The following is an 8,328-nucleotide window of genomic DNA, read 5'->3' as shown; positions in this document are numbered from 1 at the left end:
GAGACGGGGGCGGCCCCGGCCGACGGGTCGCCGGCAGCGGGGCGGGATGGTTCCGTGAGACCGGGCGGGGCGAGGGTCCGCGTACCGTGACGGCCTCGGCGTCGGGTACCGGCGGCGGTTGCACGGGCCGGACACTCGCCGTCAGCGCCTGGGCGAACTCGCGACAGGTCGCGAACCGCTCTTCCGGCGTCTTCGCCATCGCCCTCGAGATCACCGCGTCGACCGCCGGCGGCAGCCCGGGTACGAGTTCGGACGCCCGCGGCACCGGCTCCTCGAGATGCGCGCCGATGACCGCCCCGGTGTCGCGGTCGTCGAACGGCACCCGGCCGGTGAGCAGATGGAAGGTGGACGCCGCCAGGGAGTACTGGTCGCTGCGGCCGTCGAGCGTCCGCCCCATGAGCTGTTCGGGTGAGGCGTAGGACAGGGTCGCGAGCACGGTGCCGACCGACGTCAGGGCCTCGGTCTCGTCGGAGATCTTGGCGACGCCGAAGTCGGTCAGCAGCACCCGCTGCTCGTCGACCGGCGAGTCCTCGTCGACCTCGGCGAGCAGGATGTTTCCGGGTTTGACGTCGCGATGGGTGAGGCCGCGCCGGTTGGCGTGGTCGATACCGCGAGCGACCTGCGACACGATGTGCGCGACCCGAGGCGGCGTGAACCGTCCGATGTCGTGCAGTTCGCGGGCACAGTCGGTGCCCGGCACGTACTGCATCGCGATCCAGAGCAGGTCGGACTGACCGGATCTCGACGCGACGAGCACGGTCGCCCGGCCACGATTGAAGACGGTGACGATGTTGGGGTGGTCCAGCGTCGCCGCCACCTCGGCCTCCCGGAGGAACCGGCGTCGAAAGTTGTTGTCGGTCAAGCCCGCCGAGTCCTTCAGGACTTTCAGGGCGTCGTACCTGGGGAGCTCGGGGTGCCGGGCGAGGAAGACAGCACCCATCCCGCCGCTGCCGAGGAGCCGCTCGACGCGGTACCCGGCGATCACCGTTCCAGGCTCGAACACCCTCTCAATCTAGGCGAGTTGCACGGTGATGTCGCCGGTTGACGACCGAACGAATGCCGTCCCCCACCGGCGCGATCCGGCAAGTCGGTCAGGTGTCGCGCAGCACGTCGAGGGCGTGCTGGAGATCCTCGGGGTACTCCGAACTGAACTCGACCGTGCGGCCGTCTGCGGGGTGCGCGAAACGCAGTGTCCGCGCGTGCAGCCACTGCCGTTCGAGACCGAGTTTCTTCGCCAGGACCGGATCGGCACCGTAGGTCGGGTCACCGCAGCACGGGTGATGCAAGGCCGAGAAATGGACGCGGATCTGGTGTGTGCGACCGGTTTCGAGATGGACGTCGATCAACGACGCCGCGGCGAACATCTCGAGGGTGTCGTAATGGGTGATGCTCGGCTTGCCGTTCGCGGTCACCGCGAACTTCCAGTCGTTGCCGCGGTGGCGGCCGATCGGCGCGTCGATGGTGCCCGACGGCGGATCGAGATGCCCCTGGACGAGGGCGTGGTAGCCCTTGTGGACGGTCCGCTGCTTGAACGCCCGCTTCAGCAGCGTGTAGGCGCGTTCGGACACGGCGACGACCATGACACCGGACGTCCCGACGTCGAGCCGGTGGACGATCCCCTGCCGCTCATGAGCACCGGAGGTCGAGATCCGGAAGCCGGCGGCGGCCAGCGCGCCGATGACGGTGGGTCCGCTCCAGCCGAGCGACGGATGCGCGGCCACGCCGACCGGCTTGTCGACGACGACGATGTCGGAGTCGTGGTAGATGACCTCGAGATCCTCGACCGGGGTCGGCTCGACCCGCAGCGGCTCGTCCGGCTCGGGCAGTGTGACGTGCAGGAGGGTCCCCGCCGCGAGCTTGTGCGACTTGCCGACGACGACGCCGTCAACCATGACGTCACCCTCCTCGGCGAGGGTCGCCACGACCGTCCGCGACAGGCCCAGCATTCGGGAGACACCGGCGTCGACGCGCATGCCGTCGAGTCCGTCGGGTACCGGTACGACACGTGATTCACGCATGGGTACTGCCCCCGTCTTCGCTGTTGTCGTGCTTGTTCCGGCGGGCGGCCCACCCGGTGCGGCTGCCGTCGTAGTCGAATCCCAGCGCCGAGAGCACCACGAGGAGGATCGCCCCGCAGACGACCGCCGAGTCGGCGATGTTGAAGACCGGCCACCAGCCGACCGAGATGAAATCGACGACGTGGCCCTGCAGGGGTTCCGGGGCCCGGAAGACGCGGTCGATCAGGTTGCCGATCGCACCGCCGAGCACGAGTGCCAGGCCGACCGCCCAGCCCCAGGACTTCAGCCTGCTGCTGTAGCGGATGATGACGGCCACGACGACCAGCGCGATGATCGTCAGCACCCACGTGTACCCGGAGGCCAGCGAGAAGGCGGCCCCGCTGTTGCGCACGAGCCGCAGGGTGACGACGTCGCCGATGATCTCGATCGGACGCTGCGGGTCGAGCGTCGCGACGGCGACGACCTTGGTCAGCAGGTCCAGCCCGATCACGACGAGCGCGACGCCGAGGACAGCCGCGGTCATCTTGGAGAAGCGTCGTGCGGGGGTCGCGTCGTCCGACCGGACTCGATCGCGGTCGGCGTCCGGAGATTCGGCGCCGTGCGGATCCGCGTTGCCGGAATCCGTCAGGGGTTGGTCATCCACAGCCTCATTGTCCACGACCCGTCGAATACGCTGGCTACCCGTGTCCTCGCATCGTCGTGTCCTCCGGTCCGTTGTCTCCTCGTGCGCTGTCGTCACGGCGGTGTCCGTGCTGGTCGCAGGGTGCTCGTCAGAGTCCGACGACGCTGCGGGCGCCAGCTCGGCGACGGTCGCCGGTTGCGCGAACGAATCGCCGTCACGAGCGGCCGGCGCGGCGCCGGTGCCGATCGCTGGGGCCACGGTCACCTTGGTCGACGCGGGTGAGGGTGAGCGCCGCGTGGCCGCTCCCGCTCCCGACACCTCGTCCGCGCAGACCGTGACGCTGGTGACGACCTCCGATGTCGCCTCACCGGGTTCGTCCGATGCCGAGACCGTCGAGACCCCGATGACGGCGCGGTTCTCGTGCGCCGAGAAATCGGAGCTGGAACTCGAACTGGGCACCGTGACGTCTCCGGACGCATCCCTCAACGCGCAGTTGCCGGCGATGACGGGCACAAAGGCCGGACTGACCACCGGCCCCGGACTCGCGCCGGTGGCGTTGCGTCTCGCCCCTCCCGAGCAGGCGGGGCAGGAAGCGCGCCTCGCCGTCGAACAGTCCCTGGTGACGGCGTTGAACACCTCGATCGCACTGCCGACCGAGCCGATCGCGGTGGGCGCGCGGTGGCGCACCGAACGCGTCATCTCGGCGGCCGCAACTGTCACCCAGACCATCGACGCCCGGTTGTCGGCCTGGGACGGCAACCGTCTCACCATCCAGTTCTCCGCCGAGGAGACCCCGGTGAACTCGGTCTTCGCCATCCCGGGCGGCAGCGACACCCTCACCATCAGCCGATTCAGTTCCGAGGGCGGCGGCAGCGTCGAGATCGACCTCTCGCGCGGACTGCCGGTCGGTGGTCAGCTGACATACACCGGTGCGCGCGAGCTCGTCGGGGCCGATCCGTCCCGCCCCCTGGTACAGAAAACCGGGTTGTCCGTCACCTGGCGGTGAGGACAACCCGGCTTCCCGGTCTATCGAGTCGGTACGACTAGGCGGCGCACATGGGGCTCTTGACCTGGTACAGGCCGAGCAGGTTGCACACGGTCTCCTGGGACAGCTTCCAACGACCGTCGTCGAAGACGATGGTCGACTCGGCGTTGGTCGGCGGGTTGCCGGCAGTCTCGATGCGGACCTTGACGCGGGCCTTGTTCGGGCCGGCGCTGATGACCGGGTTCACCAGGACCCAGTCGACGTCGGAGTTCTCCGCGCGGGCCTTGACCAGCTGGTCGAAGATGGCCGGGTCCTTCTCCGAACCCTCGACGAGGACGATCTTGTCCTTGCTCGGGATCTTCGGGTCGACGGCGGTGTCCACCAGCTCGTTGAGAGCGGCGATCGACGGCGGCTTGCTGCCGTTGGTGATCTCGGATTCGGTGTCGCCGCCGGCGGCACCGGCATCAGCGGTGCTGGTCGCGGTCGGGACGGGCGGTGCGTCGCTGTCGTCGCCACCGCAGGCTGCGACACCGGTCATCAATGCGGCCGCGATCATGGTCGCGCCAAGAAACTTCCGATACTTCAACGATCTCCCTCACTATGTCTGTGGACGTGGGTGCGCCGGGGCGCTCTCCCATGACTCGCCGATGGGGTCTGCCGGGGCGGCCCCGGCGACAACCCACACCACTATGCCAAACGTAACCGGATGATCCGGGTTCCACGCCGCGGCGACGACGCTTGACGCCCGGGCTGCCTGCCGTGAGGCTTGACGACCATGTCCGCTTCTCCCCCGCCCGGCTCGCCGACAACCGTGCTGATCACCACCGGCGGCACCATCGCCGCCCAGACCACGACCGACGGTGCCGTTCCCGCGCTCGGCGCCGATGACCTGCTGTCGGCGGCATCGAACACCGGAGCCGTGGACGCCGGGGCCGGGGCCGGGAACACCGGGACACATGCTGTCCGCACCGTCGACCTGATGTCGGTGGACAGTTCGGCGATGACCGTGGCCGACCAGTTCGCGGTGGTGCGGGCGATCGCCGACGCCCTCGACGACACGGAGGTCGCCGGGGTCGTGGTCACCCACGGCACCGACACGATGGAGGAGACGGCGTTCCTCGCCGATCTGTACTGCACCGACGAGCGGCCGGTCGTGTTCACCGGGGCCCAGTTGCCGGCCGACCGACCCGATGCGGACGGTCCGATCAACCTGGCGGCCGCATTGGCCGCGGTCCGCGATCCCGGAAACCGGGGTCACGGCGTCCTGGTGGTCGCCGGCGGTCGCGTCCTCCCGGCGCGCGGACTGTTCAAGGTGTCGACGTCGGACGCGGTGGCCTTCGACTCGGTGCGCACCGACCTGCCGCGTCCGGTGCTGACCGACGGCATCCCGCTCGGGCGGACCGCCCGGGTCGACCTCTTCGCGTTGTACCCCGGGGTGTCCCCCGGATTGATCGCGGCCGCGGTCGCGCAGAACGCCGCGGGCATCGTGCTGGCCGCGACGGGTTCGGGGAACACCCACCCCGACATCACCGCCGAGGTCGCGCTCGCCGTCGCCCACGGCGTGACCGTCGTGGTGACGAGCCGGGTGCCCTACGGCGAGGTGTCGGCGACCTACGGCGGCGGTGGCGGTGCCGTCGATCTGCATCGCGCGGGCGCGATCGTCTCGCCGTGGCTGCGTGCGCCGCAGGCCCGCATGGCACTGATCGCGCTGCTCACCGCGAGGGCGAGTCGCGAAACGGTCACCGAGTTCTTCTCCGAATCCGGGAAGTGAAGTCGCACAGACGATTCCGAGACACCTAATCGTCGTCGTCGGCGCCGAGATCCCATTCGAGACTGTCGAGCGGATCGGCGGGACGTAGGTCGGCATCCTCGACGCCGAAGGTGCGGGTGCGCCCGGGCCCGGTGGTGCGCGTCTCGAAGCGGACGGTGACGACGCCGTGCCCGCTCCCCTGCACCCAGCCGTGACCGAACTCGGGGTGGGTCACGTCGGCGCCCGGCGCGAACGGCGTGCGGCTCTGCGGATCACCGCCCGGGGCGAAGCGCACGGGTTCGGGCGACTCGGTGTCGACGGTCGGATCGTGCACCGTCTCCGACACCTCCACGATGCCGCCCGCGTGCGACGACGATCCCGCCTCGCCACCCGCGGATGCGGTGTCGTGGTGGGTCGTCTCGTCCGGCGCGGCGTCGAGGTCGTCGAACAGCGCGTACTGCTGCACCGCACTGAGGCCGGAGAACCCCACGCCCACAAGACGAATCGCCCCGACCGTGCGCGGATCGAGCGCGAGGCGCTGGGCGGTGCGCTCGAGGTCGTCGAAGTCGGTGGTGGCGGCTGCGGTGGTCGCCGACCTGGTGAGGATCGACATGTCCGAACGTTTGAGCTTCAGCACCACCGTGCGCGCGCCGCGCCCGTCCTTGAGCAGCCGGCGATGCGCGTCGGTGGCGGCCTTGCGGATCGCCTTGCGCAGTTCGTCGAGGTCGACGATGTCCTCGGCGAAGGTCGATTCGGCGCTGATCTGTTTGGCCGAGGCGCGTTCGGCGACGGGCCGGTCGTCGATGCCCTGGGCGAGCCGATGCAGTGCAGGTCCGACGGTGGCGCCGAGCACCGACGCGACCTCGACCGTCGACATCCGCGCGAGGTCTCCGATGGTGTCGATTCCCAGTCGTGCGAGGCGATCACCCGAGACCGGACCGATGCCCCACAGTTTGCGTACCGGCAGCCCGTGCAGGAACTCGATCTCGCCCGACGGCGGGATCACCATCACGCCATCGGGTTTCGCCATCCCCGAGGCGATCTTGGCGAGCTGCTTGCCGCTGCCGAATCCAACCGACGCGGCAAGTCCGCACTCGGTGCGGATGCGGCCGCGCACCTCCTCGGCGAACTCCCGCGCCTGCGCCACGGTCGCCCCGGCGAGTTCGGCCGGTTCGGCGAACGCCTCGTCGAAGGACAGTGTCTCGATCACCGGAACTGCTTCGCGCACAATGCGGAACACCCGCTTGCTGACCTTGCCGTAGACCGCGCCGCGCGGGGGCACCACGACGCCGGTGGGGCCGATGAGGCGTCGGGCCTGATGCATCGGCATCGCCGACCTCGCCCCGAACACTCGGGCCTCGTAGCTGGCCCCTGCCACCACTCCCCGACCGCCCGAACCGCCCACGAGCACCGGACGACCGCGCAGCGTCGGACGGGTGAGCTGTTCGACCGAGGCGAAGAAGGCATCCATGTCGAGGTGCATCACCCAGCGTGCGCCGCGTTCGGAGTCGGCGCCGGCCGGCGCACGGCCCGATCCCCCGCTCGTTCCAGCGCCGCCGGACACCCACCGTTCGGGTACGGATGAACCGTCCGCGATCGTCGAGTCAGAATCCGGGCGCACCACCTGTCCGAGTCTAGTGAGCCGACGCGGTGCGGAGATCGGCTAGTCGGCGGACCTGATCGCGAAGACCGGGATCGATCCGGCATGTGCGGCGAGGTCGGCGTCGGACGGCTTGGCGTCGAGCCCCTCCGGCAGGAAGCGGCCGACCTCCCAGCCCCACTTGCGCAGGTACTCGGCAATGATCGGCGGGCGCCGGTCGGGGTCGACCTCGGTGAGGGCCACCACGGTCCGACGGCGTCCGCGCCGGAGTTCGACGGTGTCGGCAGCGCGTGCGTTCCGGGCCCACTGGGTGTTGCCGCGCGGCGAGACGAGGTACTCCCCGCCGTCGAATCGGAGGACGTTGACCGGGACGGTCTGTAGCTTGCCGGTCCGACGGCCCGGGACGGTGAGATTCTGCGCACCGGCGAGGTTGACACCGTGGTCTGCGAGCCAGCGGACGGTGCGGTTGAAGACGTTGTCGAATCCCTCGGGAGCGCGGTAGTGGGTCGTGCCGGTCATCGTGGTGGGCCTTTCGTGATGGTGGAAGATTATCGAGAGCACCGCTCTCGTTTTCGAGTCTGCACCCACTCGCACAAGAAATCAAGAGCAGTGCTCTCGAAATATGGAAGGATCGACCCATGGCAACCGGACGAAGCCGCGCGGAGAACCGCGCGATGATGACCGACGAGATCCGCAGACTGGCGCGCAAGCATCTGGCCACGCATGGCGCGGCCGGACTGTCACTGCGCGCGATCGCCCGCGAGATGGGCGTGGTGTCCTCGGCCGTCTACCGCTACGTCCCCAGCCGCGACGACCTGCTGACGATGCTGCTCGTGGAGGCGTACAACGACGTCGGCGACGCCATCGACGCAGCGGTCGCGGCCGTCGAGGAAGGCCACCGCCGGGAGCGGTTGCTCGCCGCTGCGGAGGCCGCCCGGAACTGGGCACTCGCCGACCCGGCCCGGTGGGCACTCCTCTACGGCAGCCCGGTACCCGGCTATGCCGCGCCGGGCGAGGAGACGATGGTGCCGGGCACACGCATCCCGGCACTGCTCCTGCGGGAGTGCGCGGCCGCCTGGTCCGAGGAACTGTTGCGCGACGACCTACCCACTCCCACAACCGGGGTCGTCGGCGACATGGCCGGCATCCGCGACGAGTTCGGCATCGACGCCCCGGACGACGTCATGGCCGCGTCGACGACCCTCTGGGCGGTCCTCGTCGGCGCGATCAGCCTGGAGACCTTCGGCCAATACGGCAAGGACACCTTCACCCATTCCGCCGACCTGTTCCGGTCGCAGATCGAACTGACGTTGTCGGGGTTGTTCCGGAGCTGATGCCAATCCGCTTGCACTG

At 69.6% G+C, this 8,328-nt stretch carries 9 protein-coding genes; 3 read left to right on the top strand and 6 right to left on the bottom strand.

Annotated features, from left to right (window positions below; translation table 11 throughout):
- The 3 genes from GONAM_RS17880 to lspA form a co-directional block, all read right to left on the bottom strand.
- A partial coding sequence (locus GONAM_RS17880; protein WP_006868166.1) for a serine/threonine-protein kinase occupies positions 1–1,003 on the bottom strand: 1,003 nt, incomplete at its 3' end.
- Between the two features lie 88 nt (positions 1,004–1,091).
- Positions 1,092–2,018, bottom strand: coding sequence for an RluA family pseudouridine synthase (locus GONAM_RS17875; RefSeq protein WP_006868165.1), 927 nt, complete (start codon positions 2,016–2,018; stop codon positions 1,092–1,094).
- Positions 2,011–2,661 (bottom strand): signal peptidase II, encoded by a 651-nt coding sequence (gene lspA, locus GONAM_RS17870; protein WP_006868164.1) that lies wholly within the window; start codon positions 2,659–2,661, stop codon positions 2,011–2,013. The genes GONAM_RS17875 and lspA overlap by 8 nt, the downstream gene beginning before the upstream one ends.
- Before the next feature lie 40 nt (positions 2,662–2,701).
- Between lspA and GONAM_RS17865 the strand changes: the two genes are divergently transcribed.
- Positions 2,702–3,646, top strand: coding sequence for a hypothetical protein (locus GONAM_RS17865; RefSeq protein WP_040536861.1), 945 nt, complete (start codon positions 2,702–2,704; stop codon positions 3,644–3,646).
- A 37-nt stretch (positions 3,647–3,683) separates the two neighbouring features.
- Here GONAM_RS17865 and GONAM_RS17860 read toward each other — a convergent pair whose 3' ends face one another.
- Positions 3,684–4,211 carry a WKL family lipoprotein gene (locus GONAM_RS17860; RefSeq protein ID WP_006868162.1) on the bottom strand — a complete coding sequence of 176 codons (528 nt, stop codon included), beginning with the start codon at positions 4,209–4,211 and terminating at the stop codon, positions 3,684–3,686.
- Positions 4,212–4,400: 189 nt separating this feature from the next.
- Here GONAM_RS17860 and GONAM_RS17855 point away from each other — a divergent pair, with 189 nt between their 5' ends.
- The gene (locus tag GONAM_RS17855; RefSeq protein ID WP_006868161.1) at positions 4,401–5,396 is read left to right on the top strand and encodes an asparaginase; all 996 of its coding nucleotides are present in this window, start codon (positions 4,401–4,403) and stop codon (positions 5,394–5,396) included.
- Positions 5,397–5,421: 25 nt separating this feature from the next.
- Here GONAM_RS17855 and GONAM_RS17850 read toward each other — a convergent pair whose 3' ends face one another.
- On the bottom strand, positions 5,422–6,999 hold the full coding sequence (locus tag GONAM_RS17850) for a DNA polymerase IV (RefSeq protein ID WP_040536858.1): 1,578 nt from the start codon (positions 6,997–6,999) through the stop codon (positions 5,422–5,424).
- 39 nt (positions 7,000–7,038) lie between these two features.
- Positions 7,039–7,494 (bottom strand): nitroreductase/quinone reductase family protein, encoded by a 456-nt coding sequence (locus GONAM_RS17845; protein WP_006868159.1) that lies wholly within the window; start codon positions 7,492–7,494, stop codon positions 7,039–7,041.
- Positions 7,495–7,613: 119 nt separating this feature from the next.
- Here GONAM_RS17845 and GONAM_RS17840 point away from each other — a divergent pair, with 119 nt between their 5' ends.
- Entirely contained in the window at positions 7,614–8,309 is a 696-nt protein-coding gene (locus GONAM_RS17840; protein ID WP_006868158.1) for a TetR/AcrR family transcriptional regulator, read from the top strand.
- The last annotated feature ends 19 nt before the right edge of the window (positions 8,310–8,328 follow it).

Origin of the sequence: Gordonia namibiensis NBRC 108229, from assembly GCF_000298235.1 — a bacterium.
Classification (GTDB): domain Bacteria; phylum Actinomycetota; class Actinomycetes; order Mycobacteriales; family Mycobacteriaceae; genus Gordonia; species Gordonia namibiensis.
This window is presented reverse-complemented; position numbering and strand designations above follow the sequence as displayed.

What these genes read in the sequence shown, in the direction of transcription:
- GONAM_RS17855 (WP_006868161.1), top strand. Translation starts at nt 4,401, where the DNA reads ATGTCCGCTTCTCCCCCGCCCGGCTCGCCGACAACCGTGCTGATCACC.
- GONAM_RS17875 (WP_006868165.1), bottom strand. Translation starts at nt 2,018, where the DNA reads ATGCGTGAATCACGTGTCGTACCGGTACCCGACGGACTCGACGGCATG.
- GONAM_RS17840 (WP_006868158.1), top strand. Translation starts at nt 7,614, where the DNA reads ATGGCAACCGGACGAAGCCGCGCGGAGAACCGCGCGATGATGACCGAC.
- GONAM_RS17845 (WP_006868159.1), bottom strand. Translation starts at nt 7,494, where the DNA reads ATGACCGGCACGACCCACTACCGCGCTCCCGAGGGATTCGACAACGTC.